The 23,770-nt window shown below is 68.8% G+C and carries 27 protein-coding genes; 10 read left to right on the top strand and 17 right to left on the bottom strand.

The window, feature by feature from the left end:
* Positions 1-48: 48 nt before the first annotated feature.
* The 3 genes from yegS to rpe all read right to left on the bottom strand — a co-directional run bounded on the left by yegS (position 49) and on the right by rpe (position 2,362).
* Positions 49-993, bottom strand: coding sequence for a lipid kinase YegS (yegS, locus tag ASE43_RS10555; RefSeq protein WP_057160421.1), 945 nt, complete (start codon positions 991-993; stop codon positions 49-51).
* Positions 994-1,217: 224 nt separating this feature from the next.
* Complete coding sequence (gene rraA, locus ASE43_RS10550) at positions 1,218-1,691, bottom strand: ribonuclease E activity regulator RraA (protein WP_057160420.1); 474 nt, start codon at positions 1,689-1,691, stop codon at positions 1,218-1,220.
* Positions 1,688-2,362, bottom strand: a complete 675-nt coding sequence (gene rpe / locus ASE43_RS10545; protein WP_056178787.1) for a ribulose-phosphate 3-epimerase — start codon at positions 2,360-2,362, stop codon at positions 1,688-1,690. Before rpe ends, rraA begins: the two co-directional genes overlap by 4 nt.
* A 166-nt stretch (positions 2,363-2,528) precedes the next feature.
* Between rpe and ASE43_RS10540 the strand changes: the two genes are divergently transcribed.
* A complete protein-coding gene (locus ASE43_RS10540; RefSeq protein ID WP_056178785.1) occupies positions 2,529-3,380 on the top strand; it encodes an outer membrane beta-barrel protein in 852 nt (283 codons plus the stop codon).
* Positions 3,381-3,445: 65 nt separating this feature from the next.
* Here ASE43_RS10540 and ASE43_RS10535 read toward each other — a convergent pair whose 3' ends face one another.
* On the bottom strand, positions 3,446-3,787 hold the full coding sequence (locus tag ASE43_RS10535) for a DnaJ domain-containing protein (RefSeq protein ID WP_057160419.1): 342 nt from the start codon (positions 3,785-3,787) through the stop codon (positions 3,446-3,448).
* A 152-nt stretch (positions 3,788-3,939) separates the two neighbouring features.
* Between ASE43_RS10535 and ASE43_RS10530 the strand changes: the two genes are divergently transcribed.
* The 7 genes from ASE43_RS10530 to ASE43_RS10500 all read left to right on the top strand — a co-directional run bounded on the left by ASE43_RS10530 (position 3,940) and on the right by ASE43_RS10500 (position 8,718).
* Entirely contained in the window at positions 3,940-4,866 is a 927-nt protein-coding gene (locus ASE43_RS10530; protein WP_057160658.1) for a phosphoribosylaminoimidazolesuccinocarboxamide synthase, read from the top strand.
* Positions 4,867-4,884: 18 nt separating this feature from the next.
* On the top strand, positions 4,885-5,205 hold the full coding sequence (locus ASE43_RS10525) for a hypothetical protein (RefSeq protein ID WP_056178779.1): 321 nt from the start codon (positions 4,885-4,887) through the stop codon (positions 5,203-5,205).
* Between the two features lie 65 nt (positions 5,206-5,270).
* Positions 5,271-5,606: a multidrug efflux SMR transporter gene (locus ASE43_RS10520; protein WP_056178776.1), complete on the top strand. Its 336-nt coding sequence runs from the start codon at positions 5,271-5,273 to the stop codon at positions 5,604-5,606.
* A 46-nt stretch (positions 5,607-5,652) separates the two neighbouring features.
* Entirely contained in the window at positions 5,653-6,168 is a 516-nt protein-coding gene (locus tag ASE43_RS10515) for an Mpo1-like protein (RefSeq protein ID WP_057160418.1), read from the top strand.
* Between the two features lie 114 nt (positions 6,169-6,282).
* The gene (locus tag ASE43_RS10510) at positions 6,283-7,170 is read left to right on the top strand and encodes an EamA family transporter (protein WP_056178771.1); all 888 of its coding nucleotides are present in this window, start codon (positions 6,283-6,285) and stop codon (positions 7,168-7,170) included.
* Positions 7,171-7,270: 100 nt separating this feature from the next.
* The gene (locus ASE43_RS10505; protein ID WP_157499846.1) at positions 7,271-8,056 is read left to right on the top strand and encodes a hypothetical protein; all 786 of its coding nucleotides are present in this window, start codon (positions 7,271-7,273) and stop codon (positions 8,054-8,056) included.
* 38 nt (positions 8,057-8,094) lie between these two features.
* Positions 8,095-8,718, top strand: a complete 624-nt coding sequence (locus tag ASE43_RS10500) for a hypothetical protein (protein ID WP_057160416.1) — start codon at positions 8,095-8,097, stop codon at positions 8,716-8,718.
* A gap of 10 nt (positions 8,719-8,728) precedes the next feature.
* Here the strand turns inward: ASE43_RS10500 and ASE43_RS10495 are convergent, their stop codons facing one another.
* The 6 genes from ASE43_RS10495 to hppD form a co-directional block, all read right to left on the bottom strand.
* On the bottom strand, positions 8,729-9,589 hold the full coding sequence (locus tag ASE43_RS10495; protein ID WP_057160415.1) for a nucleoside-diphosphate sugar epimerase: 861 nt from the start codon (positions 9,587-9,589) through the stop codon (positions 8,729-8,731).
* Between the two features lie 3 nt (positions 9,590-9,592).
* Positions 9,593-10,837, bottom strand: coding sequence for a Na+/H+ antiporter NhaA (gene nhaA / locus ASE43_RS10490; RefSeq protein WP_157499844.1), 1,245 nt, complete (start codon positions 10,835-10,837; stop codon positions 9,593-9,595).
* A gap of 40 nt (positions 10,838-10,877) precedes the next feature.
* Positions 10,878-11,831, bottom strand: coding sequence for a sodium:calcium antiporter (locus ASE43_RS10485; protein WP_057160414.1), 954 nt, complete (start codon positions 11,829-11,831; stop codon positions 10,878-10,880).
* 176 nt (positions 11,832-12,007) lie between these two features.
* A complete protein-coding gene (locus ASE43_RS10480; RefSeq protein WP_057160413.1) occupies positions 12,008-12,631 on the bottom strand; it encodes a hypothetical protein in 624 nt (207 codons plus the stop codon).
* An 85-nt stretch (positions 12,632-12,716) separates the two neighbouring features.
* Positions 12,717-14,042, bottom strand: coding sequence for a homogentisate 1,2-dioxygenase (gene hmgA, locus ASE43_RS10475; RefSeq protein ID WP_057160656.1), 1,326 nt, complete (start codon positions 14,040-14,042; stop codon positions 12,717-12,719).
* Positions 14,043-14,291: 249 nt separating this feature from the next.
* Positions 14,292-15,383 (bottom strand): 4-hydroxyphenylpyruvate dioxygenase, encoded by a 1,092-nt coding sequence (gene hppD, locus ASE43_RS10470; RefSeq protein ID WP_057160412.1) that lies wholly within the window; start codon positions 15,381-15,383, stop codon positions 14,292-14,294.
* Positions 15,384-15,485: 102 nt separating this feature from the next.
* Between hppD and ASE43_RS10465 the strand changes: the two genes are divergently transcribed.
* Entirely contained in the window at positions 15,486-15,968 is a 483-nt protein-coding gene (locus tag ASE43_RS10465) for a MarR family transcriptional regulator (protein ID WP_056178748.1), read from the top strand.
* Between the two features lie 694 nt (positions 15,969-16,662).
* Here the strand turns inward: ASE43_RS10465 and ASE43_RS10460 are convergent.
* Positions 16,663-17,127, bottom strand: coding sequence for a DUF6265 family protein (locus ASE43_RS10460; RefSeq protein ID WP_057160411.1), 465 nt, complete (start codon positions 17,125-17,127; stop codon positions 16,663-16,665).
* 96 nt (positions 17,128-17,223) lie between these two features.
* On the opposite strand from ASE43_RS10460, the gene ASE43_RS10455 reads away from it, so the two are divergent.
* Positions 17,224-18,084 carry an AraC family transcriptional regulator gene (locus ASE43_RS10455; RefSeq protein WP_057160410.1) on the top strand — a complete coding sequence of 287 codons (861 nt, stop codon included), beginning with the start codon at positions 17,224-17,226 and terminating at the stop codon, positions 18,082-18,084.
* A 10-nt stretch (positions 18,085-18,094) separates the two neighbouring features.
* Here ASE43_RS10455 and ASE43_RS10450 read toward each other — a convergent pair whose 3' ends face one another.
* From ASE43_RS10450 to ASE43_RS10425, 6 genes are all read right to left on the bottom strand, one after another.
* Complete coding sequence (locus ASE43_RS10450; RefSeq protein WP_200956255.1) at positions 18,095-18,457, bottom strand: hypothetical protein; 363 nt, start codon at positions 18,455-18,457, stop codon at positions 18,095-18,097.
* A gap of 170 nt (positions 18,458-18,627) precedes the next feature.
* Positions 18,628-18,957, bottom strand: a complete 330-nt coding sequence (locus ASE43_RS10445) for a hypothetical protein (RefSeq protein ID WP_057160409.1) — start codon at positions 18,955-18,957, stop codon at positions 18,628-18,630.
* Between the two features lie 52 nt (positions 18,958-19,009).
* Complete coding sequence (locus ASE43_RS10440; RefSeq protein ID WP_056178736.1) at positions 19,010-20,488, bottom strand: oligopeptide:H+ symporter; 1,479 nt, start codon at positions 20,486-20,488, stop codon at positions 19,010-19,012.
* A gap of 99 nt (positions 20,489-20,587) precedes the next feature.
* Positions 20,588-22,123: an oligopeptide:H+ symporter gene (locus ASE43_RS10435; RefSeq protein WP_057160408.1), complete on the bottom strand. Its 1,536-nt coding sequence runs from the start codon at positions 22,121-22,123 to the stop codon at positions 20,588-20,590.
* 360 nt (positions 22,124-22,483) lie between these two features.
* A complete protein-coding gene (locus ASE43_RS10430; RefSeq protein WP_057160407.1) occupies positions 22,484-22,900 on the bottom strand; it encodes an NUDIX domain-containing protein in 417 nt (138 codons plus the stop codon).
* The gene (locus ASE43_RS10425; protein ID WP_056178727.1) at positions 22,897-23,769 is read right to left on the bottom strand and encodes a tryptophan 2,3-dioxygenase family protein; all 873 of its coding nucleotides are present in this window, start codon (positions 23,767-23,769) and stop codon (positions 22,897-22,899) included. Before ASE43_RS10425 ends, ASE43_RS10430 begins: the two co-directional genes overlap by 4 nt.
* Position 23,770 lies beyond the last annotated feature (1 nt).

Raw genomic sequence — 23,770 nt, 5'->3', positions numbered from 1 at the left:
GCCGACACTGTAACGGCTTCGCCGGGCCGGCGCGACGGGGGACCGGGGCTAAGCCGCCGGCACCGAGGCCGCCAGCAGCGGGCAGCCCTCGGGCAGGTGCATGCGCACGCGCGCGGGCACGCAGTCGATGCGAAAATGGTGCGAACGTACCGGCTCGCCGTCCAGGTTGAGGGTCAGTTCGCGCTCGCTGTCGATCTCCACGCTGCGCAGGCGCGCGCGCACCGCCACCCGCTCCAGCGCGGCGTGCTGGCCCTGGGTCAGCAGGGTCGCGGCGGTGGCGCCGACTTCGCCGCTCAGATCGGGCACCACGGTCAGATCGAGCAGGCCGTCGTCGATCAACGCGTCCGGGCACAGCGCCTGGCCGCCGCCGGCCTGGCGGCCGTTGCCGATGCCCAAGGCGATGAAGTCGCCTTGCCAGTCGAAACCCTCGCCGCGCAGATGCGCGCGGATCGGCTCGATGCGACCGAGCTTGGAGATGCCGGTGATCAAATACGCCAGGCCGCCGAGCATCTTCTTCAGGCCCGCGTCGGTTTCCACCGTGACCTGGGTGCCGAAACCGCCGCTGGCGAGATTGGCGGCCCAGTGGCCGCCGTCGGCCGCCTCCAGGCGCAGCAGGTCGATCGGCTGCGGGCGGCTGGCGCGGATCAGCCGCAAGGCCTCCAGCGCATCGACCGGCAAGCCGGCGGCGCTGGCGAAATCGTTGGCCGTGCCCATCGGCACCAGGCCCAGCGCGGGCAGCGCGTCGGCGGGCTCGTCGCGATGCGCCAGCGTGGTCGCGACCTCGCTGAGGGTGCCGTCGCCGCCGGCCGCGACGATGCAGTCGGCGCCGTCGGCGATCGCCTCGGAGACGTAACGCTCGGCGTCGCCGCCCTCCCAGGTCACGCGCACGTCCAGGTCGACGCCGTCGGCGCGGATCGCGGCCACCGCCTCGCGCAGGGCGTCGTCGCCGGCGGACTTGCCGTTGAGGATCAGGCGCCAGTGCGGCTGCGACATCGGGTGGGTCTCGCGCGTAAGGATCGGCGAGGCTAGCAGCGGTGCGCTAAAACCCGGTGAACGGGTCGCGCGCTTTTGGTGGCGCGCCTGTCATCGTCGCGTCATCGCCGGCCTGGAGTATCGAAGGCCATATCAGGGACGACGGGCGGAGGCTGGATTGCCTCCAATATTCCGGAGGGGCGCCGCGGCGCCCTTTCAAGACGCCGGGCAGGACGCCCGGCGTTTCAGCGGAGGACGGCGTCGGACACGACGACGCCGTCCTCGTCGGCGCACAGCCAATCGCCGGGCCGCACGGTCGCGCCGCCGATCTCCACCGCCACGTCGCGCTCGCCGCGATCGTGTTTGTCGGTCTTGCGCGGGCAAGTGCCCAAGGCTTTGACGCCCAACTCGAGCGCGCCGATCGCGGCGCTGTCGCGGATCGCACCGATCACGACCACGCCGGCCCAACCGTTCTCCACCGCCTTGGCCGCCAGCAGGTCGCCCAGCATCGCGCGCCGCATGGAGCCGCCGCCATCGATCACCAGCACCCGGCCGTGGCCGGATTCGGCCACCGCCTCGCGCACCCGCGAATTGTCCTCGTGCGCCCGCACCGTGCTGACCACGCCGTCGAACGCGATGCGCCCGCCGTAGTCGCGCAGCGGCAGCTCGATCACGCGTAGGCGATCGCCGTGCAGGTCGCACAGATCGCAGGTGTTCACCCGCGCGCGCCCTGCACCGCCGCCTTCATGCGGCCGATCACGTCCGCATAGTCGGGCGCGTTGAAGATCGCCGAACCGGCGACGAAGCTGTCGGCGCCGGCGGCCGCGATTTCGGCGATGTTGTCGGCCTTGACCCCACCGTCGATCTCCAGGCGGATCGGCTTGCCGGTGGCGTCGATGCGCTCGCGCACGCGGCGCAGCTTGTCCAGCGCCGAGGGAATGAAGCTCTGGCCGCCGAAGCCCGGATTGACCGACATCAGCAGCACCAGGTCCAGGTCTTCCAGCACCCAGTCCAGCACCTCGATCGGCGTGGCCGGGTTCAACACCAGGCCGGCCTGGCAGCCGTGCGACTTGATCAGCTGGATGGTGCGGTGCACATGGGCGCTGGCTTCGGGGTGGAAGCTGATGATGCTGGCGCCGGCCTTGGCGAAGTCGGGGACGATGCGGTCCACCGGCTCGACCATCAGGTGCACGTCGATCGGCGCGGTCACGCCGTGCTTGCGCAGCGCCTCGCAGACCAACGGGCCGATGGTCAGGTTAGGCACGTAATGGTTGTCCATCACGTCGAAATGCACCCAGTCGGCACCGGCCGCCAGCACGTTGTCGACCTCCTCGCCGAGCTTGGCGAAATTCGCCGAGAGGATGGACGGAGCGATCACGGTGGGCTGCATGGGCGGGGCTCGGACGGACAGGCCGCCATTGTCGCCTCCCGGCGAGGGGCCGGCCAAGCGCGGCGCCTGCATCCGTCCCGGCCACGCCGTCGTATGCCCTAAAGCGGGCCCAGACCCGTTGCGCGGCGCTGCCCGGCCGCCGGACCGCCCCCTAAGGAGAGAACGCATGACCCGCAAGCATCCGCATCTACGCTACAGCCCCCTGTTGCTCGCCCTGCTCGGCGCCAGCCTGGCCCCGGCCGCGCTGGCCCAATCCTCCGGCGACTGGACCGGCGGCTACGTCGGCGGCTACCTCGGCCAGGTCCTGGACCCGGACGACGGCAACGACCGCTTCGTGTTCGACACCAACCTGGACGGCCGCTACGGCGATACCGTGACCACCGCGGCCGGCGCCGACGCGTTCTCGCCCGGCTCCTGCAATGGCGTGGCGCGCGGCCCGACGCCGGCCGCCGGCTGCGACGGCAACAACGGTGGCGCCGAATGGGGCCTGCGCGCGGGCTACGACTGGCAGGTCGGCGACTGGGTGTTCGGCGTGGTCGGCGACTACGGCATGAACGACGCGCGCGACGCGGTGTCGTCCTTCAGCACCACGCCGGCCCGCTACACCATGCTGCGCAAGGTCGACAGCGTGGCCGCGATCCGCGCTCGCGTCGGCATGGCATTCGGCGACGACGGCCGGAATCTGGCCTATTTCACCGCCGGCTACGCCACGGCGAAGGTCGAGAACACCTTCCTGACCAGCAATGGCGTCAACACCTTCACCACCAACGGCGACAGCGACGCCAACGGCGCCCAGTTCGGCATCGGTTACGAACGTCGGGTCAACGAGCACCTCGCGCTCGGCATCGAGTACCTGCGCACCCAGCTCAAGGACGACGAGTACCGGGTGCGCGCGCAGGGCCCGGCGCCGGCGACCAACCCCTTCATCCGCCAGAACGCCGCCGGCACCGATTTCCGCCGCAGCGACGACGATTTCGATCTGGACAGCATCCGCCTGACCGCCACTTACCGCTTCTGAACCCAACCGCGGGCGCCGGGGTGCGGGCCGACCGGCCCCGCCCCGGCTGCGCGGTCCCGGACGGCTCAGCGCCGCTGGCGCAGGGTCTTGATGCGGTCGTAGGCGCCGTTGATCGCGCGCGCCTTGGTCTCGGCCTGCTGGCGCAGCTCGGGCGCGGCGCCGTTGAGGCGGTCCGGGTGGTACTGAGAGATCAGCCGGCGATAGGCCTGGTCGACCTCGGCGTCGCTGGCCTCGGCGGTCAGGCCCAGCACCGCGTACGGGTTGTCGCGGCCAAGCCGGAACCAGTCGCTGTCGAAGGCATGGCCGACCAGCAGACCGATCAGCGCGCCCAGGAAGGGGTTGGAGCGCAACAGCGCCGCACCGGCGAAAAACCCCAGCAACTTGCCGTACCAGCGTTTCGTCGCCATCGCCGCCGCAACCGCCTGCCCAGAACCGGCCGTCAGTCTACCTGCACGCGAGGCCCGGCCGGCGTACACTGCCCGGCCCCGTCGCGCCCGCGCACGCGGCCGACGTCGGGGATTCCGCCCGCCGCCATGGGGACTACACGTTGTCGACCACCTTGCGATCCGCCCTTTCCGAGTCCCATCTGCCCGGCCTGCCGCTGCGCCATCGCGGTAAGGTCCGCGACGTCTTCGACCTGCCGGCCGAACGCCTGCCGCCGGGCACGCCCGCCGGCGACTACCTGTTGATCGTCGCCACCGACCGCCTCAGCGCCTTCGACGTGGTCCTGCCCGACCCGATTCCGGGCAAGGGCGAGATGCTGTGCCAGATCAGCAACTTCTGGTTCGGCAAGACCGCGCACATCGTCGCCAACCACCTCACCGGCATCGACGTCGCCGCGGTCCTGCCCGCGGGCACCGATCCGGCGCTCTACGCCCAGCGCGCGGTGGTGACCAAGCGCCTGAAGCCGGTGCCGATCGAATGCATCGCGCGCGGTTACGTGATCGGCAGCGGCTGGAAGGATTACCAGCGCACCGGCCGCATCAGCGGCATCGCCCTGCCCGACGGCCTGCGTCAGGCCGAGAAGCTGGCCGAGCCGATTTTCACGCCCTCGACCAAGGCCGCCGTCGGCGACCACGACGAGAACATCGACTTCGACACCGCGGTGCGCACCGTCGGCGCCGAGCTGGCCGAAGCCGTGCGCGACGCCACCCTGCGCCTGTATCGCTATGCCGCCGATTACGCGGCCGAACGCGGCATCCTGCTGGCCGACACCAAGTTCGAGTTCGGCACCGACGCCGACGGCCGTTTGTACGTGATGGACGAGATGCTCACGCCCGACTCCTCGCGCTATTGGCCGGCCGACGAATACCAGGTCGGCACCAGCCCGCCCAGCTACGACAAGCAATACGTGCGAGACTATCTGGAGGCGCTGGGCTGGGACAAGACGCCGCCGGGCCCGCCGCTGCCGGCCGAGGTGATCGAGCGCACGCGCGCCAAGTACGCCGAAGCGCTGCAGAAGCTGGCGGGGATTTCGGTCGACTGAGGTCAGCCGGATCCGCGTATGTCCGTGGGCTGGATGCTGGGACTGTTTGCGCTGGTAGCGATCAGCCTACTGGCGGCGGAACTTTGCGCCTACACCGCGAAGCTGCGCATTTCGGAAGTCGCTCCCGATTATGCGCAGCAGCTGTTCCGGACCTGGGGTCAACGCATCCTCCCAAAATCCGGCCCGTGTCGATTCAAAGTTCTGTACTTCCAACCGCCGCCGCCGGGGTTGGCAAAGACCGTCAAGAAATTACGCATGGTTCTGCTGACCAGCGATATTTTGTTGTATGCGTATCTCGGTGTGGCAACGATCTGGATCGTCCATGGCTGGCTCGGCTGATCGACCGTAGGATGCGGTGAGCGCAGCGAACCGCATCGTCGCGCACCGCCCTCGGAGCCACCCTCATGCCCAAAGGCCTGCTCTTCCTCGCCATCGCGATCCTGGCCGAAGTGGTGGCCACCAGCGCGCTCAAGGCCTCCGAGGGCTTCACCCGCCTCGGGCCTTCGCTGATCGTCGCAGCCGGCTATGCGACTGCGTTTTATTTCCTCTCGCTGGTGCTCAAGACCGTACCGGTGGGCGTGGCCTATGCGATCTGGTCCGGCGTGGGCGTGGTCCTGATCGCCCTGATCGGCTGGCTGGTGCTGAAACAGCCGCTGGATCTGGCCGGCATGATCGGCATCGGTCTGATCGTGGCCGGGGTGGCGGTAATCCAGCTATTCTCCCGTACTGGTGCGCACTGAACCGCCCGTCCGCCGCCGCGCACGCCTGACCCGCCGGGAGCCCGTCATGAGCACTGCCGCCGAACCCGCATCGCAAGACGCCTCGTACCAGCAGCGTCCGATCGATCGCTACTTCGCCAACTATTCGCGCGATCACCAGAACCACTCCAACCAACTCATCCACGTGATCTGCGTGCCCGCGATCGCCTGGAGCGTGATCGCGCTGCTGTGGTGCATTCCCTCGCCGGGGACCTTGTTCGGCGCCGGCTTATGGGCCGGTCTGGCGATGTTCGCGGCCTGGATGTTCTATTACCGCGCCTCGCGCCGGCTCGGCCTGGGCATGCTGGTCCTGTTCGTGCTGTCGGGCTGGCTCACCCAGTGGCTGCACCAGCGCCTGGGCACGACGCAGCTGCTGTACCTGGGCATCGGCGTGTTCGTGGTCGCCTGGATCGGCCAGTTCATCGGCCACAGCAAGATGTTCGAAGGCAAGCGCCCGAGCTTCTTCACCGACCTGCGCTATCTGCTGATCGGGCCGGCCTGGGTGCTGGCCAAGCTGTACCGCAAGCTCGGCTGGTCGTACTGAACGCGTAAGCGCAACGCTGCGTGCGACGGCGTACGCGCCGCGCGCGTACGCCAGCGGCGACAATAGGGCCCGCGCGGCTACGCCTCGGCCGCGCCGCTTCCGGTTTCCGACCTCATGCCCGCCCGCGACATCGTCCTGCTGCTGCTCATCGTCCTGGCCTGGGCCGGCAACTTCCTGACCTCGGCGTTCGCGATGCGCGAGATCCCGCCGTTCCTGTTCACCGGCCTGCGCTTCGCCCTGCTCGCGCTGCCGCTGATGTTCTTCGTCAAGCGCCCGGCACCCGGGCAATGGCCGCGGCTGATCGCGGTCTGCCTGTGCATCGGCGTGCTGCATTTCGGCCTGAGTTTCACCGCGCTCAAACTGGCCGGCGATCTGTCCTCGCCGGCGATCGTGATGCAGAGCTATGTGCCGATGACCGCGCTGCTGGCGTGGATGGTGTTGGGCGAGCGCTTCGCCTGGCGCACCGGCGTGGCGATCGCGGTGAGCTTCGCCGGCGTGCTGGTGCTGGGCTTCGATCCGCTGGTGCTGGACAAGCCGATGTCGCTGGTGCTGATGCTGATCTCGGCCGCGTTCCTGGCCGTGGGCACGGTGCTGATGAAGGGCCTGCGCGGACTGGACGTTTACAGCCAGCAGGGCTGGACCGCCTTGCTCAGCGTGCTGCCGCTGCTGGCGATCAGCGCGCTGCTCGAGCCCGGCGGCATCGCCAGCCTGGGATCGGTGAGCTGGGTCGGCTGGTTCGGCGCGCTCTACGCCGCGTTCGTGTCCTCGCTGCTGGGCCATGGCCTGTACTACGTGCTGGTGCAGCGCCACCCGGTCGCGCAGGTCACGCCGTGGCTGTTGCTGGTGCCGGTGCTCGCGATCGGCCTGGGCGTCGCGTTCTGGGGCGACCGCCCCGGCCCGCGCCTGCTGCTGGGCGGCGCCATGGTGCTGGGCGGCGTGCTCATCATCGCGCTGCGCGCGCTGGCCAAATCGCGCCCGATCCCGGCCTCCGACACGCCCTGAACGCGCGCGACCGCGCGCGGCCGTGTCCGCTCGCGCGCCGCCACGCCGTTGATCGTCCTTGTCAGCCGCCAAACCACGCCCCCCGACAAGGACGCCCGCCATGACGATTCGGACTTCGACCGCGAGTTTGGCCCTGCTGCTCGCCTGCACGGCCCTGGCAGGCGGCTGCCGCCTCGAGCGCAGCGTGCTGAACGGCATGGGCCAGGTCACGCCCGCGCAGTACTGCCCCGGCGATACCGTCACCGCGTCCTACGACTTGTTGCGCGAGGAAACCTGCCCCGCCGACGTCGACTGCGCCGCGCATTTTCCGACCATGAACATCACCAGCGCGCCCGAGGCCTTCCCGCCGCGCACGGTGCGCGCATTCGCCGATAGCTTCACCTTCGCGCCCACCGCCGACCGCGTCGACGTGACCTTCGACATCGATCGCGATGCGGTGACGATCCCCACCTCGCGCTTCGACGGCAGCACGCGCATCTTCGTCCAGCGCACCAACCTGCGCGACCAGACCCACACCATCACCCGCATCACCGGCACCATCGACAGCGAGCTGCTGCACGAAGGCGTCTGCTCGGGCAATACCCCGGTCAATCTGCCGGCCGAAATTCCCGGCCCGCCGCGGCTGTCGCCGAACATGCGCCTGGCCGAGCTGTGCAATACCAACGGCGTGCCGATCATGGTCGAGGTCAGCACGACCTCGGGCAGCATGGCCTTCAACCTGCTGCCGGGCCGCTGCCTGCAGCCCGGCGTCGACGGGGTGCCGGCCGACCTGGCCAACGCGCGCACCATCGGCGCCAGCGCGCCCGACCTGGCCGCGCGCTGCTCGGCGACCATGCAGCAGCCGCCGCGGCCGCTGCGCACGATCGCGCGCATGGCCTGCCGCTGAGCCGCGCCCGTCCCCCTTCCAGCTACGGGAACATCGCCATGAAACTCCCCCTGCGCTTCGTCGCCATCGGTCTGTTTTGCCTCGCGCCGCTGGCCCTGCATGCCGCCAGCTCGGCCACCGCCTTGCTTCAGAGCATGGACAAGACCCACTACAGCGCGCGCGTCGTCGCCCGCATCAGCCAATACGCGCCGCCGCCCAAGGGCAAGAGCGAGCACGCGCTGGTCAGCGTCGACAGCGTCGAGCTGCTGCTGGAACGCCCGGACCGCTTCCGCTTCGTGCTGCGCCCCGGCCAGAAGAACGAGCTGACCTTCGTCGCCCAGGCCGGCATCGCGCGCTGGCGCGACAAGGCCAGCGGCACGACGGGCAAGGCCACCACCGACCAAGTCGTCGATCCGCTGGCCTTGATCGCGTTGGGCACGGCCGGCGAACTCAAGCGCTATTCGTCCTTGGGCGAAATCAATCCCGGCAAGTCCTCGCCCTTGCGCGGCGCGCGCCTGGATCCGCGCGTGTTCGGCAGCGACGTCGAACGCGCCACCGCCTGGTTCGGCAACGATCAGCCGGTCGGCTACGGCTTCGAGATGAGCGACGGCAGCCGCATCTACCTCGCCATCGCCAGCTACAAGCCCAACGTGCAGACCAATCCCGGCGATTTCGAACTCTGAGCGCGCCGCCTCAGCGCGGATCGAACATCGAGCGTTCGGGCAGGAAGCGGCGCGGCGCGTACGCGAAATCGCGTTGCGCCGGCGCCAGGTCGAACACCAGGTCGCTGCGCATGCGCCGCACCGCGGCCTCGCCCAAGCCGGTGGCATGGCCGCTGGCCTGCGCGGCCAGCAAGGCCAGGTTGAACACCGGAGACGGCAGCTCGATCAGTTTCGGCGGTGGCTCCAGCACGCCCAGCACGCGCGCGACCATGTCGCGATAGCTCAGGGTCTCGCCGCCGGGCAGCGCGTAACCCTGGCCGTAGCTGGCCGGCGCCGACACGCAGGCGAACGCGGCCGCGGCGAGATCGTCCACGTGCACCGGCTGGCGCAGGCCGGTGGCGTTGCGCGGCAGCGGAAAACGCCCCCAGCGCTGGGCAATCGCGGCGATTCGGGTCAGGGTGGCGTCGCGGCCGGCGCCGTAGACCAGCGTGGGCCGCAGCGCGGTCGCGGCCGCGGCGCGCTCGCTGGCTTCGGCGAACAAAGTCGCCTCTCCCGCGCGCAAGCGCGCGGCGACGTCGCGTTCGTCCGGATCGGCCGAACCGCGCTTGGTCTCGACGCTGGTCGAGCCGAACGCGACCACGCGCGGCGATTCAACCCGCGAGGTCGCGTACCAACGCGCGAAGGCGTCCAGCGGCCCGCAACTGAAGATCGCATCGACCCGGCGCGGCAGCTCCTCGAGTTGGGCGAAGTCGCCGCGCAGCCAGTGCAGCCCCGGCTCGTCGTGCTGGTCCTGGCGCGACACCGCGCTGACCCGCCAGCCGGCGCGCCGCAACGCGCCCAGCAGCGGCAGACCGATCTGCCCGCTGGCGCCGAACACCAAAGCGTGCCGCATCCCTTAGCTCCGTTGCGCGCGCGACGGCAGCACCGCGCGCAACCACAGATAGCCCACCAGCGCCGAGATCACCGAGGCGGCCAGCACGCCCAGCACCGCCTCTTCGTAATGCAGGGGGTTCTGGTACGCCAGCGAGGCGATGAACAAACTCATGGTGAAGCCGATGCCGCACATCAGGCCCAGGCCCAGCATCGCGCGCAGGTCCATGCCCGCGGGCAGCTTGACCCAGCCCAGCGCGCGCAGCAGCAGGGCGATGCCGACGATGCCGATCGGCTTGCCGATCACCAGGCCCAGCACGATGCCCAGCGGCAGCGCGGCGGTAGCGTCGTCCAGGCTCAACCCGCCCAGCACCAGGCCGGCATTGGCGAACGCGAACAGCGGCAGGATCGCGTAGGCGACCCAGGGATGCAGCGCGTGCTCCAGGGTTTCCAGCGGCGAATGCTCGTGCGCGTCGTCGATGGCGTTGCGCTTGTCGACGTGCGGAATCATCAGGCCGGTGGCGACGCCGGCCAGGGTGGCGTGCACGCCCGACTTGAGCACGCACACCCACAGCACCACGCCCAGCAGCAGGTACGGCGCCAGCGCGGTCACGCCGCGACGGTTCAACAGCCACATGCCGGCCAGCGCGGCGCCGGCCCAGATCAACGCCGTCATCGACAGGCCGTGCGAATAGAACAGCGCGATGATCAGGATCGCGATCAGGTCGTCGATCACCGCGATCGTCGACAGCAACAGCTTCATCGCCGCCGGCACGCGCGACCCCAGCAGGGCCAGCACGCCCAGGGCGAAGGCGATATCGGTCGCCGTCGGCACCGCCCAACCGCGCATGGCCTCGGCGTCGCCGCGGTTCATCGCGTAGAACAGCAGCGCCGGCACCGCCACGCCGGCGCTCGCGCAGGCCAGCGGCAGGATCAACTGGGCGCGTCCGGCGAGCTGGCCGCTGAGCATTTCGCGCTTGATCTCCAGCGCCACCAGCAGGAAGAAGATCGCCATCAGGCCGTCGTTGATCCACAGCAGCGCGGGCTTGGCGATATCCAGCGCACCGATGCGCACCTGCACCGGCATCTGCCGGAACGATTCGTAGGCGTCGTGCAGCGGCGAGTTGGCCGCGATCAGGGCCAGCGCGGCGGCGGCGATCAGGACCAGGCCACCGGCGGCTTCCAGGCGGAAGAACTCGCTCAGCGCGCGCAGCGCGCGGGTCGGAATCGGACGCGCCGACGGCGGCGGCGAGGAGACTGGCGTGTTCATGGCCTCAGTATATCGACCCGACGCCGGCGCCCGCTCCGCATCAGCGATACAGCATCGCCAGTTCGAAGCCGATCCAGGCCAGCAAGGCGATCAACAGAACCGCGCCCTCGCCTTTGCTCACGCGCAGATCGCCGCGCAGCATCGGATACAGCATCAGCGCGAACGCGATCGCCGCGGGCAGTTCGAAGCGCACGAACGAAGCCGGCAGCGCCACCGCGTTCCAGGCCGCCATGCCGCCGACCACGATCAGCAGATTGAACAGGCTGGAGCCGATCACGTGCCCGACCACAATATCGCCCTGGCCGCGACGCGCGGCGGCGATGGCGGCGGCGGCTTCCGGCAGCGCGGTGCCGATCGCGACCGGCAACAGACCGGTGAGCAGCGGCGTGAGGCCCAGCGAAGCGCCCAAGCGCGGCGCCGCGCCGACCACGAATTTGGAACCGAAGTACAGCAGCACCGCCGCGATCGCGAAACGCAGCAGGTTCAAGCCCAGATCGGTGCGGGTGCGCGCGAACGCGGCGATGGCGTCCTGCAGTTCCGGCGCCTCGCGGCGCGTGCGCGCCATCGCGTAGGCGACCACGGCGAAGAACACGACCACCATGCCCGCGCCCTCGGCGCGGCTGAGCACGCCGTCCAGGCCGAGCGCGATCACCGCGGCGGTGCCCAGGATCAGCACCAGCAGCAGCGGCGCCAGCGAGCGCCAGCGCACCAGCAGCGGCGCGGCGAACGCGGCGATGCCCAGGGTCAGGCCGAAATTGACGATGTTGCTGCCGACCGCGTTGCCCAGCGCCAGGCTCTGCTCGCCGCGCACCACCGCCTGCAGGTTGACCGCCAGCTCGGGCAGCGAGGTGCCGAAGGCGACCAGCGCCAGCCCGGCCACGAACGGCGAGGCGCCGAAACGCTGGGCCAACCCGGACGCGCCCTTGACGATGGAATCGCCGCCCAGCGCCAGCAGCACCAACCCCAGCACGAACAAGCCGATGGCTTCGAGCATGGTTTCTTCCCCTCGCGGACACTGCCCCGATTCTATGCCGAGCGCGGGGCTTGGCGTCCATCGGCGGTGCGGATAGGCGCCACGCCCGCTTTGCGGGCCAAGGCGAGCGAGCGGATAGGGCGATGCCGCGGTTCGCTGCGCTCACCGCAGCCTATGGCCCTGTCGGCGGGCTGGGGTCAGGAGCAGCCTTCGACATAATCGACCTGCGGCGCCAGGCCCACCCGCCACAGGCTGGCCTTGCCGTCGACGATCTCGAACAGCAGCACGCCAGGGCCGGCCGCATCCTTGATGCGCCAGTACTCGCCGCCGTCGACGTACTTGTGCGGCTGGGTTTCGATTCGTCCCGCGTACAGCGCGCGCAGCTCGTCTGCGCCCATACCGACCTTGCCGCCGCCGGGCGCGACGATGTCCTCGCCCTCGCCGACGTCGTAGCGGACCAGTTTCTCGCCTTCGATCATCAGGCCCGGCAGCTCAGGGCGGCTGCTCGAACTCAGGTAGTAGCAGCCGCCGGGTTCTTCCGCCTTGCCCGCGACGTCGCCGCCCAGGGCCTTGCGGGCTTCGGCCGCGTCGCCGCCCAGGCGCAGATCGCCATAGCCGTCCATGCGCGCCGGGCCGCCGTTCTTGGCCGGCGCCAGCGGCGTCGGCGCCGTGGCCGGCGGTACGTCTTCGCTGGGCTGATCGCTGACCGGCGGCGTTGCGGTCGGCGCAGGCGCCGGGGCGGAGGCGCGATCGCCGCAGGCGGTCAGCGCGAGACTCAGCAGCAGCGCGCTCGCGCCCAACTGGATGGAACCCTGCTTCATTACGACCCCGGCTGCGGCGCAGCGTGTGCAAGACGCGCGCAGCCTAGCGGCCAGGCGTGAACGGCGCGCGAAGCGCCGCGCGGCCTCAGGCCGAGCGCGGCGGCTCGAAGTGCCGGCGCAAACCGGCCCAGCAAGCCTGGTACTCGCGCTGGCGGTGCGGCGCCTCGAAGGCCTGCGCGGTCGGGCGGATCACCGCGCGGGTCTCGAACATGAAGGCCATGGTGCCGCCGATCACGTCGGGCTTGCTCAAATCGGCGTGGCTGGCCTTCTCGAACGTGGCCGCGTCCGGGCCGTGCCCGCTCATGCAGTTGTGCAGCGACGCGCCGCCGGGCACGAAGCCTTCGGCCTTGGCGTCGTAAGCGCCGTGGATCAGGCCCATGAACTCGCTGGCGACGTTGCGGTGGAACCACGGCGGACGGAAGGTGTGCTGCGCGACCAGCCAGCGCGGCGGGAAGATCACGAAATCCAGGTTGGCCGTGCCCGGGGTGTCGCTGGGCGAGGTCAGCACGGTGAAGATCGACGGGTCCGGATGATCGAAGCTGATCGAACCGATGGTGTTGAAGCGGCGCAGGTCGTACTTGTACGGCGCGTAGTTGCCGTGCCAGCCGACCACGTCCAGCGGCGAATGGCCGAGCTCGGCGCGCCACAGCTGGCCCTGGAACTTGGCGATCAGTTCGAACTGCCCGTCGACGTCCTCGTAGGCCGCGTTCGGGGTCAGGAAATCGCGCGGATTGGCCAGGCCGTTGGCGCCGATCGGGCCCAGGTCCGGCAGGCGCATCAGCGCGCCGAAGTTCTCGCAGACGTAACCGCGCGCGACGCCGTCGGGCAGTTCGACACGGAAGCGCACGCCGCGCGGGATCACCGCGATCTCTTGCGGCTCGACCTCGAGCACGCCCAGTTCGGTCGCCAGGATCAGGCGGCCGTGCTGCGGCACGATCAGCAGCTCGCCGTCGGCGTCGTAGAAGAACCGCCCGTCCATCGAACGGTTGGCCGCGTACATGTGCACGCCCACGCCGTGTTGCGAAGCCGGCGAGCCGTTGCCGGCCATGGTGTAGAGGCCGTCGACGAAATCGACCGGCGCGTCCGGCATCGGCAGCGGATCCCAGCGCAACTGGTCGGGCGAGACCGGGCCGTGCTCGAAATCGTTGTGCAGGCGCGGCTGCGGATACGGCGCGAACGTGCCGTGCATGGCCGCGGGGCGGATGCGGTACAGCCAGCTGCGGCGATTCTCGCCGCGCGGCGCGGTGAAAGCGGTGCCCGACAGCTGCTCGGCGTAGAGGCCGTAGGCGACCTGCTGCGGCGAGTTCTGGCCCTGCGGCAGCACCCCGGTGTAGACCTCGGTCGCGAACTCGTTGCCGAAGCCGCTGAGATACCCGCGCGCGGCCACCCGCTGCGCATCGCGCTCGGGCATCGGGATCACGTTGTCGCTGTCGTTGGCGGCGGTGTTCATGGCGATTGCGCTCTGGAGCTTAGAGCCCCACTCCCTGCGGGAGAGGGGTTGGGGCGAGGGTCCGGCCGCCGAGGGCCCAGAGGGTCGCCTCGACCACCGCTTCGATGTTCATCCATCCTAGACAGTGGGGAGAGGCGGATTTGAACGTACGGCCATGTCCCGCCCCTCTCCCACCCCTCTTCCGACGGAGAGGGGCTTGAAGCGCCGAGCTTAGAGCACGCCGCGGCGCATCTGGTCGCGTTCGATGCTCTCGAACAGGGCCTGGAAGTTGCCCTCGCCGAAGCCCTCGTTGCCCTTGCGCTGGATGATCTCGAAGAAGATCGGACCGATCGCGTTCTGGGTGAAGATCTGCAGCAGCTTGCGCTGGTGGGTTTCCGGGTCGGCGTCGATCAGGATCTTGTTCTTGGCCAGGCGCGGCACATCCTCGCCGTGGTTGGGCACGCGCTGGTCGATCACGTCGAAGTAGGTGTCCGGAGTGTCCAGGAACGCCACGCCCTGCGCGCGCATCGCTTCCACGGTGTCGTAGATGTTGTCGGTGAAGCAGGCGATGTGCTGGATGCCCTCGCCCTTGTAGGCGTCGAGGTATTCGTTGATCTGCGACTTGGGATCGCTGGATTCGTTGAGCGGGATGCGCACCACGCCGTCCGGCGCGGTCATCGCCTTGGACACCAGGCCGGTCTTGGCGCCCTTGATGTCGAAGTAGCGGATCTCGCGGAAGTTGAACAAGCGCTCGTAATAGTCCGACCACTTCTGCATGTTGCCGAAGTAGAGGTTGTGGGTGAGGTGGTCGATGAAGGTCAGACCGAAACCGGCCGGATTCTGCGGCGCGCCCTGCACCGGCAGGTAGTCCTCGTACACGTTGCCCTTGTCGCCGTAGCGGTCGACCAGGTACAGCATGCAGTCGCCGATGCCCTTGACCACCGGCGCGTCGACCGCGCGGCTATCGGCCTGGTCGACGATCGCCTCGCCGCCGTTGCCGAGCACGGCATCGAGGACGGTGGTGCCGGGCTGCTGGAAGCGGATCGCGAAGCCGCAGGCGCTGGGGCCGTGGGCGCGCGCGAAGTCGGCGGCGAAGCTGTCCGGGTCTTCGTTGACCAGGAAGTTGACCCCGCCCTGGCGGTAGACCGTGATCGGACGGGTCTTGTGGTGCAGCACGGCGGTGAAGCCGAGCTTGCGGAAGTAGTCGTGCAGCATTTCGCCCTGACCGGCCGGGGCGGCGAACTCGACGAACTCGAAGCCGTCGATACCCAGCGGATTTTCGAAGGTGGTGACCTGCATGCCGAGGTTGGGCTGCGCATTCATGGCATTGTTCTCAGGTAGCGGCCGGACCCGCGCGGGACGGCCTGGTGCGAAGAGCCGTTATAGTTTCATATGAAACCATATGCAAGCAAGGTACAGCGCAGCATGAACAAGCCCCGACCCCGCCATGCCGAGCTCGACCTTGAGCATTTCCTGCCCTACCGCCTGTCGGTGCTGTCCAACCGGGTCAGCAGCGCGATCGCGCGGGTCTACTCCGAGCGCTTCGCCCTGAGCGTGACCGAATGGCGGGTGATGGCCGTGCTGGGCCGCTATCCGGGCCTGTCGGCCAACGAGGTCGCCCAGCGCACGGCCATGGACAAGGTCGCGGTCAGCCGCGCGGTGGCGCGCCTGATCGAGGCCGGCCGTCTGGCCCGCGAGACCCACGACGACGACCGCCGCCGCTCGGTGCTGCAGCTGTCGCCGGACGGCTACAAGATCTACGACGAGGTCGCGCCGCTGGCGCTGGCCTTCGAGCGCCGCCTGCTGGACGGCATGGACGGCGCCGAGCGCGAACTGCTGTTCCGCTTGCTGGATCGGCTGGATGAGCTGGAGATTCGCGCCGAGGCGGAGTTGCCGGTGGCGGGGTGAGCTAGCTGGCGCTGCATTCAAGCCCCTTTGCCGCTCGCGTGAGAGGGGTGGGGTGAGGGCTGGCGCAGGCGCGCAACGCCAAGCGCGTGCGCCGCCCTCATCCGCCCTACGGGCACCTTCTCCCGCCAGCGGGAGAAGGGACTGCAAACCTCCCATCGCGCTTACGCCTTCCAGCGCGCTTACGCCTCTCATCGCGCCTACGGGTTAGCCCCTCTCCCGTTCGCGGGAGAGGGGTTGGGGTGAGGGCCGGCGCAGGCGCGCAACGCCAACCGCGTGCGCCGCCCTCATCCGCCCTTCGGGCACCTTCTCCCGCCAGCGGGAGAAGGGACTGCAAACCTCCCATCGCGCTTACGCCTTCCAGCACGCTTACGCCTTCCATCGCGCCTACGCTTTAGCCCCTCTCCCGCTCGCGGGAGAGGGGTTGGGGTGAGGGCCGGCCCGCGTATTGAACCTCCACCGCAGGCGCTGCCCTCATCCGCCCTACGGGCACCTTCTCCCGCAAGCGGGAGAAGGGACTGCAAACCTCCCATCGCGCTTACGCCTTCCAGCACGCTTACGCCTTCCATCGCGCCTACGCGTTAGCCCCTCTCCCGCAACACGGAGAGCTGTGAGCTTCGTAGGATGCGGTGAGCCGAAGGCGAACCGCATCGCCACAGCGCCTTAGGTCGAAGGCGGTGCGGTGCCCGGGCAGACCCTACTCTCCGCAACGCCGGTACTCGAACGCGATCCGCAGCTCCTTCCCCTCCCGCCCTGGCCCCGCGATCTCCGCGTGCAGCCGCTCGCCCTCGCGCCGGTACTCGATGCGCTGCGGAAAATCGTGCGCAAGGTTCTCGAACCGAACCCGATTCGGCCCGCCCTCGCTGCGCCGGAATGCGGTCGCCTTGCCGCCGCCGGGCTGGGCCAGATACGTCGATACGCCGTCCACGGGCTCGATGCGTAGGAACTCGAAACTGCCGACGCGCTCGCCGCGCGCGGTGCGCGACACCCCGTACAGGCGCCCGCCCACCGCCGGCAGCCAGGTCTCGTCGATGCGCTCCCCGTCGGCTTCGCTGCACCAGTGCCCGGCCATCCAGCCCAGATCGGCGGCGGCTTCACTGGCGGCCGTCGGCAACACGGCCAGCAGCAACCCCAGGCCCAACAGACTCGCGGCGAAATTCATCGGCTTCCCCTTTTCGTGATCGATTGACCGCCACGCTAGCCTCGGCGCACCGCGATCGGCTTGTAAAAACGCGCAGGCTCGGGCTTTGATGGTGGCATGGACTACAGCGAGCAGCCCGTACCGCCATCGCTGAGCCGCCACGTGCAATGCCTGTGGCGGCTGCGCGACGACGCGCCCGCGCCCGAAGTGCAGGCGATCTATGCCGACGGCCGCTGCGAACTGATCGCGCACCTGGGCGCACCGATGCGCCTGTACGGCGCCAACGGCGACTCCCAGTTGCAGGCGCCGCTGTTGTTCGCCGCTCAGCAACGCGGCCCGATCCGCCTGCAGCCGACCGGACCGGTGCATTGCCTGGGCGTGCGCCTGACCCCGGCCGGCTCGACCTTGGTCGCCGGCGCGCGCCTGGCCGCGTTGCGCGATCGCATCCCCGACCTGCGCGAGCTCGATCCCGGCTTCGCCGCGGCCTTCGCCGAGGCCGCCCACGCCTGCGTCGCCGGACACGGCGCCGACGCGATGTGGGCGCTGCTCGCGCAGCGCGCGGCCGCCCAACCGCCGGACGCCGCGATCGAACAGGCGCTCGCGCAGTTGGACCAACACGACGGCGACCTGCGCATCGCCGAACTCGCGCGCACCACCGGCCTGGGCCTGCGCAATCTGCAGGCGCGTTTCCTGGCCGCGGTCGGCATGACCGCGAAGGAGTACGCGCGGGTGCGGCGCCTGCAAGCCCTATTGCGCAGCCTGGACGAAGAACGCGCCGGGATCGCCGATGCCGCCGCGCGCCATGGTTACAGCGATCAGGCCCACGCCACTCACGACCTGAGCCGCTGGACCGGCACCACGCCCGCGCGGTTGGTGCGCGCGCTGCGCGGCGATCGCGACGGCGAAGCCACCCTGCGCCTGGCCGCGGCCTTCGTGCGTGGACATTCGGGTGTGCGCGCGGTGGCGCTGGGCGACTAGCGCAGGCGGCTCAGTCGCTTTGCGACTCGGGCCAGTACGCGCGCATCCGATTCCAGCAACGCTCGATCTCGGCGACCGTGGTGCGCGGTCCGGAGCGCACGGCCGGCCCCGAGGCGATGCGCAGATGCGCCAGCAACCACTCGTCCGGCCAGCCGTCCCAGACGCCCAGGTGATTGCGCAAGTTCGCGTGCAGCGCCGGGAACACCTCGTTCCACAGCACCGCCTCGGCCTCGCTCCGGCTCAGCCCGGACTCGGCCACCGTCCGGGCGATGTAGGCGCAAGTAGGCTCGTCGATTTCGGTATCGAGGAAGAACTCCGCATAAGCGCGCCACAGCGGCAGTCGGTCCTCGGGGCTGGCTTCGATCATGTTCACATTGAACATCCAATGCCTGCTCGGGCCAAGCCGATCGGCGACCAGGGCGTATCCATCGCTGCCGTCGGCTGCTCCTGCGGCCAGCGCCTGAACTCCCCTTCAGGCAGCGGGTTGCGGCTCCCGTATCTCCGCCAAGTCCATGCGCATCGACGATGGCCGACGATCCAGCCTCAAGGAGCGTCCGCGTACTGCCCGGACCGCCTCCGATCCGGCAGCACGTGGATGAACCAATAGAACAGCTTCGACCAGCCAGAGGTCTCGAACACCAGGAACGCGCCCCATACGTTGCTCGCGCCGCCGATGTAACGATCCTTCCAATGCAGGACGGGAATGAACATGAGCCAGAAGAACAAGGGCGCGGCCAACAGGATGCCGACGAACGTAAGCGCCATCACATCGGTCGGAATGCCGACGATCATGAGGACTAGCCCCAAGCCCGCCGCCAGTGCGAAACGCTTCAGCCACAGCCATTTGGGTTCGAACCATTCAGCGCGCGTCATACGTCCTCCAAGACCGGATCCGATCGAACAGATGCGAACGACCTCCGATGGCCTACTTCACCCCGTGCATCAACTTGTTGATGAACGGCGCGAACAGCAGGAAGGCCACGCCCATGCCGAAGCCCGCGTACGCGATGTGGGTATAGGTGGCCGAGTACTGCGCCAAGCCGCCCAGATCGCCGCCCGACGCCACCGCCGCGACCAGACCGGCGACGTAGTTGCCGATCGCCGAGCACAGGAACCAGGCGCCCATCGCCATGCCCGTGTCCTTGGGCGCGGCCAGCTTGGACACCATCGACAGGCCGATCGGCGACAGGCACAGCTCGCCCATGGTGTTGAACAGGTAGGCCAGCACCAGCATTTCCCAGGGAATGCGCCCGCTGCCGTCGGCCATGTAGGCGATGCCGGCGATCAGGACCGAGAAGCCCACCGCGACCAGCAGTAGCGCCAGCGCGAACTTGCGCGGCACCGACGGGTTCCAACCACGCGCGTCCAGGCGCGGCCAGGCCCAGGCGAACAGCGGCGCCAGCGCGATGATGAACACCGAGTTGGCCGACTGGAACAAAGCGAAGTTGAACGGCGCGTCGACGTGGTCCTTGGCGAAGAAATTCAGCGACGAGCCGGCCTGCTCGAACATGCCCCAGAACAGGATCTTGGCCAGAAACAGCAGCAGCATCGCGGTGTAGCGGTGCATCTGTACCTTGTCGCCGCTGCGCAGGCTGCCGCCGATGAAGTACACGCTCAGACCGATCATCATCGCCAGCAGGATGTAGCCGACGATCTGGGTGCGGCTGAGCATCAGGTAGACCACGGGCACCGCGGCGATGCAGCCCAGCAGCACCTTGATCAAACGCGCGCGGTTGAGCGCGGGTACCGGCGATTCGCCGATGCGGCCGAGCTGGCCGCGCAGCCAATGGAACATCATCAGGCCCAAGATCATGCCCACACCGGCGGCGAAGAAACCCCAGCGATAGCCGAAGCGCTCGCCGATGATGACGCCGCACACCAGCGGCGCGAGCGCGCCGCCGATATTGATGCCCATGTAGAAAATGGTGAAGCCCGAGTCGCGGCGCGGATCGGCCGGCGCATACAGGCGTCCGACTATGGTCGAGATATTGGGCTTGAACAAACCATTGCCGACCACGATCACCGCCAAGCCCAGCAGGAACCAGGTCAGCTGCGGAATCATCAGCAGGAACAGCCCCACGGCCATGATCGCGCCGCCGAGCACGATCGACGGCCGGTAGCCCAGGTAGCGGTCGGCGATGAAACCGCCGAACAGGCCGGTCGCGTAGATCAGTGCGGTGTAGGCGCCGTAGGTCAGGCTGGCCTGGGCGCGCGCCTCGCCTTCCGGCAGCAGGCTGAAAAAGGTGCTGGCCACGTACACGGCCAGCAGCGCGCGCATGCCGTAGTAGGCGAAGCGCTCCCACATCTCGGCGCCGAACAGCATCCATAGCGCGCGCGGGTGGCCGACCAGCTCGCCCGGCGGCGGTGCGATGAATTCGGGTTCGACGTGTTTGCTGACGGTCATCGGAAGGCGCTCATGCGATAGCGGGTTGCGAATGCGGCGACGCCACGGCCGGAGCTCTCCGGCCGTGGCGCCTAGGGGTACGGCTGCGGGCGACGGCGCTTACTTGACGCCGTGCATCAACCGGTTGATCAGCGGGGCGATCAGGAACAGCAGCAGGCCCGCGCCGGCCAGGATGTAGAAGCCCATGGTGTAGGCGGTCAGCGCCGAGGCCGTGGTCATGCCGGTCTCGCCGCTGGCCTGGCCGGCGAAGATGCCGGCGAGGTTGTTGCCGATCGCGATCGACAGGAACCAGGCGCCCATGGCGAAGCCGGTCAGGCGCGCCGGCGCCAGCTTGGTCACCATCGACAGACCGATCGGCGACAGGCACAGCTCGCCCACCGACTGGATCCAGTACACCGTGAACAGGGTCCAGAACGGGATCTTGCCGGTGTCCGGCGCGATCAGGTTGACCAGCGCGAACATCAGCAGCAGGAAGGCCAGGCCGTTGAAGATCAGGCCCAGGCCGAACTTGCGCGGGATCGAGGGATTGGCGCGGCCCATGCGCACCCAGATCCAGGCGATCACCGGTGCCAGGGTGATGATGGCCACCGAGTTCACGCTCTGGAACCACGACACCGGGAACTGCGTGCCGCCGGCCAGCGCCTGGAACAGGCTCTCGAAGCCGATGTTGCGGTCGACGATCTTCTCGGCCAGGAAGTTGAACGAGCTGCCGGCCTGTTCGAAGAAGCACCAGAAGAACACGTTGAAGGTCAGGATGATCAGCATCGCGATCACCTTGTCGCGCGAGACCTTGCCCTCGCGGATGCCTTCCACCACCAGCATGATGGCCGGCACGATCAGCAGCGCGATCAGGATGTACTGCAGCACCATCGCGTTGATGGTCAGCAGGAAGAAGAAGATCGGAATCGCGATCAGCGCCGCGCCGGCCAGGACCATGAAGGAACGGGTCAGGCTGGTCTTGTCCGCGGGCGGCAGGCCGATGCCCTTGAGCTGGGCGCGACCGAACCAGAACCAGATCAGGCTCAGCACCATGCCGACGCCGGCGGCGATGAACACCACCTTGTAGGCCGGCGTGTCGTTGACGCCGAACACCTTCTGGGCCAGGTACTGGGTGATCAACGGCGCCAGGAACGCGCCCAGGTTGATGCCCATGTAGAAGATGGTGAAGCCCGAATCGCGGCGGCCATCGCCCTGCAGGTAGAGCTTGCCGACCATGGTCGAGATGATCGGCTTGAACAGGCCGTTGCCGACGATGATCGTGGCCAGGCCGAGCTTGAACATGGTCTCGGTGGGCGAGGCCAGCAGGAACAGGCCGGTCGCCATGATCAAGGCGCCAAGCAGAATCGAGCGTTGGTAGCCGATCAGCTTGTCGGCGATCCAGCCGCCGAAGATCGCCGAGGCGTAGACCAGCGCCAGGTAGGCGCCGTAGAGCTCGCTGGCGGGCTTCTCGTAGCCGGCGTCGCCGCCGTGGAACTGCGCCACGATGTACAGGACCATCGCCCAGCGGATGCCGTAGAACGCGAAGCGTTCCCAGAATTCGGACATGAACAGCATCCATAGAGGCTTGGGATGCCCCAGGACCTGCTTGAATTCCGGAATGGGCGTTTCGCCCGTCGTCGTTGCGGCTCCGCTCATGCGGTGTCCCCCGTGTGTCGAAACTGAATGAGATGACCCTTGCCGGCGGCACGGGATCGGGGAGATTTACCGGGTGCTGTCGGTCCCGTCAAACCTTTGTGAAGACGCTCGCGTATTGCTGCGGCGCAGCAATCGGCGCCGCGCGTCGCGCGAAAATGCCTGAACGGGAAGCGATTTTGCCGAATCCCGCCGCTGGGCTTGCGCCTGGCTGGGACATGCAGCGCTGCCGTCGCGCCGACGCGGACCCTGCGGACCGGATGAACGAATGCCTAGCGCGGCATGCGGCGCCCGCCGCGTGCGCGCCGTCGGCGCGCGATTGCGCGGTCGACGATCTCAGCCCAGTGCCCGCGCCCGCCCGCTTCAAGCCCCCTCGGCCGCCAGCGCCTCGCCCAGCAGGCGCGCGAACGCCGGATGCGCCGCAGCGAGGTGGCGCGCCGCCTCCTGCGCCGTGCACCAGCGCAATTCCTCGTGCTCGTCCGGCTGCCGGTTGCAGGGCTCGCCGCGCCACTGCGTGACCGCATACAGATGCAGGCGCCAGGGCGTGGGCTGCGCGCCCTCGAGGGTGTCCAGGCGTCGCCAGCGCGTGGGCACCACGCCGGCCTCCTCGTCCAATTCGCGCATCAAGGTGTCGAGTTCGCTCTCGCCGTCCTCGCTATGGCCGCCCAGCACGTCCCAGGCACCGGCGAGAAATTCGCGGTCGGCCGTGCGCCGGCCCAGCAGCACGCGCCCGTCGCACACCAACAAGGCGCCGACGCACTCGTGCACGCGCGCGCTCACGGCACGATCGCGCCGCCCGGGCCGATGCTGGTGCGCACTTCGAACAGCTCCGGGAAGAAGGTCAGTTCCAGCGCCTGCTTGAGGAAGCCCACGCCGCTGGAACCGCCGGTGCCGCGCTTGAAGCCGATGATGCGCAGCACCGTGCGCATATGGCGGAAACGCCAAAGCTGGAACTGGGTTTCGACGTCGACCAGGTCCTCGCACAGCGCGTACTCGCGCCAGTACACATCGGTGTTTTCATAGATGCGTTCGAACACCGGCTGCAGGGCGGGATCGGCCACATGCGGCTGGCGCCAGTCGCGCTGCAGGTGCGCGGCCGGGATCGCGTGACCGAAACGCGCCAGGTACATCAGGAATTCGTCGTAGAGACTGGGCGCGGCCAGCGCGCTTTCGAGTTCGGCCTGGGCCTGGGGATCGTGCCCGAACACCCGCAGCATGCCCTCGTTCTTGTTGCCCAGCATAAATTCGATGCGCCGGTACTGCAGCGACTGAAAGCCCGAGGACGGCCCCAGGGTGTCGCGGAAGCCCATGTATTCCGACGGCGTCAGGGTCTCCAGCACCGACCACTGCTCGGTCAGCTGACGCAGCACCTGCTTGCAGCGCGCCAGGACCTTCTGGCACTGCCAGACCTGGTCGTTGCGCAGGTGTTCGATGGCCGCGCTGAGCTCGTGGATGATCAGCTTCATCCACAGCTCCGACACTTGATGCTGAATGATGAACAGCAATTCGTCGTGGTGCGGCGGGTCGGAGCGGCCGTGCTGGGCCGACAGCAGGCGATCCAACTGCAGATAGCCCGCATAGGTGATCCGCCCCTGCAGATCGGTGTGGATTCCGGTCTCCAGTTCGCGCTGGTTCTTCTCGACGGTCATC

This window comes from Lysobacter sp. Root983, from assembly GCF_001429345.1.
Lineage (GTDB): Bacteria > Pseudomonadota > Gammaproteobacteria > Xanthomonadales > Xanthomonadaceae > Lysobacter.
This window is presented reverse-complemented; position numbering and strand designations above follow the sequence as displayed.

What these genes read in the sequence shown, in the direction of transcription:
- yegS (WP_057160421.1), bottom strand. Translation starts at nt 993, where the DNA reads ATGTCGCAGCCGCACTGGCGCCTGATCCTCAACGGCAAGTCCGCCGGC.
- rpe (WP_056178787.1), bottom strand. Translation starts at nt 2,362, where the DNA reads ATGCAGCCCACCGTGATCGCTCCGTCCATCCTCTCGGCGAATTTCGCC.
- ASE43_RS10540 (WP_056178785.1), top strand. Translation starts at nt 2,529, where the DNA reads ATGACCCGCAAGCATCCGCATCTACGCTACAGCCCCCTGTTGCTCGCC.
- ASE43_RS10535 (WP_057160419.1), bottom strand. Translation starts at nt 3,787, where the DNA reads ATGGCGACGAAACGCTGGTACGGCAAGTTGCTGGGGTTTTTCGCCGGT.
- ASE43_RS10525 (WP_056178779.1), top strand. Translation starts at nt 4,885, where the DNA reads ATGTCCGTGGGCTGGATGCTGGGACTGTTTGCGCTGGTAGCGATCAGC.
- ASE43_RS10520 (WP_056178776.1), top strand. Translation starts at nt 5,271, where the DNA reads ATGCCCAAAGGCCTGCTCTTCCTCGCCATCGCGATCCTGGCCGAAGTG.
- ASE43_RS10515 (WP_057160418.1), top strand. Translation starts at nt 5,653, where the DNA reads ATGAGCACTGCCGCCGAACCCGCATCGCAAGACGCCTCGTACCAGCAG.
- ASE43_RS10510 (WP_056178771.1), top strand. Translation starts at nt 6,283, where the DNA reads ATGCCCGCCCGCGACATCGTCCTGCTGCTGCTCATCGTCCTGGCCTGG.
- ASE43_RS10505 (WP_157499846.1), top strand. Translation starts at nt 7,271, where the DNA reads ATGACGATTCGGACTTCGACCGCGAGTTTGGCCCTGCTGCTCGCCTGC.
- ASE43_RS10500 (WP_057160416.1), top strand. Translation starts at nt 8,095, where the DNA reads ATGAAACTCCCCCTGCGCTTCGTCGCCATCGGTCTGTTTTGCCTCGCG.
- ASE43_RS10495 (WP_057160415.1), bottom strand. Translation starts at nt 9,589, where the DNA reads ATGCGGCACGCTTTGGTGTTCGGCGCCAGCGGGCAGATCGGTCTGCCG.
- nhaA (WP_157499844.1), bottom strand. Translation starts at nt 10,837, where the DNA reads ATGAACACGCCAGTCTCCTCGCCGCCGCCGTCGGCGCGTCCGATTCCG.
- ASE43_RS10485 (WP_057160414.1), bottom strand. Translation starts at nt 11,831, where the DNA reads ATGCTCGAAGCCATCGGCTTGTTCGTGCTGGGGTTGGTGCTGCTGGCG.
- ASE43_RS10480 (WP_057160413.1), bottom strand. Translation starts at nt 12,631, where the DNA reads ATGAAGCAGGGTTCCATCCAGTTGGGCGCGAGCGCGCTGCTGCTGAGT.
- hmgA (WP_057160656.1), bottom strand. Translation starts at nt 14,042, where the DNA reads ATGCCCGAGCGCGATGCGCAGCGGGTGGCCGCGCGCGGGTATCTCAGC.
- hppD (WP_057160412.1), bottom strand. Translation starts at nt 15,383, where the DNA reads ATGAATGCGCAGCCCAACCTCGGCATGCAGGTCACCACCTTCGAAAAT.
- ASE43_RS10465 (WP_056178748.1), top strand. Translation starts at nt 15,486, where the DNA reads ATGAACAAGCCCCGACCCCGCCATGCCGAGCTCGACCTTGAGCATTTC.
- ASE43_RS10460 (WP_057160411.1), bottom strand. Translation starts at nt 17,127, where the DNA reads ATGAATTTCGCCGCGAGTCTGTTGGGCCTGGGGTTGCTGCTGGCCGTG.
- ASE43_RS10455 (WP_057160410.1), top strand. Translation starts at nt 17,224, where the DNA reads ATGGACTACAGCGAGCAGCCCGTACCGCCATCGCTGAGCCGCCACGTG.
- ASE43_RS10445 (WP_057160409.1), bottom strand. Translation starts at nt 18,957, where the DNA reads ATGACGCGCGCTGAATGGTTCGAACCCAAATGGCTGTGGCTGAAGCGT.
- ASE43_RS10440 (WP_056178736.1), bottom strand. Translation starts at nt 20,488, where the DNA reads ATGACCGTCAGCAAACACGTCGAACCCGAATTCATCGCACCGCCGCCG.
- ASE43_RS10435 (WP_057160408.1), bottom strand. Translation starts at nt 22,123, where the DNA reads ATGAGCGGAGCCGCAACGACGACGGGCGAAACGCCCATTCCGGAATTC.
- ASE43_RS10425 (WP_056178727.1), bottom strand. Translation starts at nt 23,769, where the DNA reads ATGACCGTCGAGAAGAACCAGCGCGAACTGGAGACCGGAATCCACACC.